The sequence below is a fragment of the Paenibacillus sp. BJ-4 genome, from assembly GCF_020404765.1.
Classification (GTDB): domain Bacteria; phylum Bacillota; class Bacilli; order Paenibacillales; family Paenibacillaceae; genus Paenibacillus.
Window position 1 is genome coordinate 1 of record NZ_JAIVEM010000111.1, and the last position, 211, is coordinate 211.

Consider the following 211-nt stretch of genomic DNA (forward strand, 5'->3'; position numbering starts at 1 on the left):
ACAAGTTTTGAACTACAGGGCTTTTACCTTCTCTGGCGGGCCTTTCCAGACCTCTTCATCTAACCGGTTCCTTTGTAACTCCATGTGAGACGTCCCACAACCCCAGGGAGCAAGCTCCCTAGTTTGGGCTAATCCGCGTTCGCTCGCCGCTACTGACGGAATCACTATTGTTTTCTCTTCCTCAGGGTACTTAGATGTTTCAGTTCCCCTG

At 50.7% G+C, this 211-nt stretch carries 1 rRNA gene; it reads right to left on the reverse strand.

The window, feature by feature from the left end:
- Positions 1 to 211: ribosomal RNA gene (locus tag LCF57_RS18125) — 23S ribosomal RNA — on the reverse strand; the annotation flags it as partial.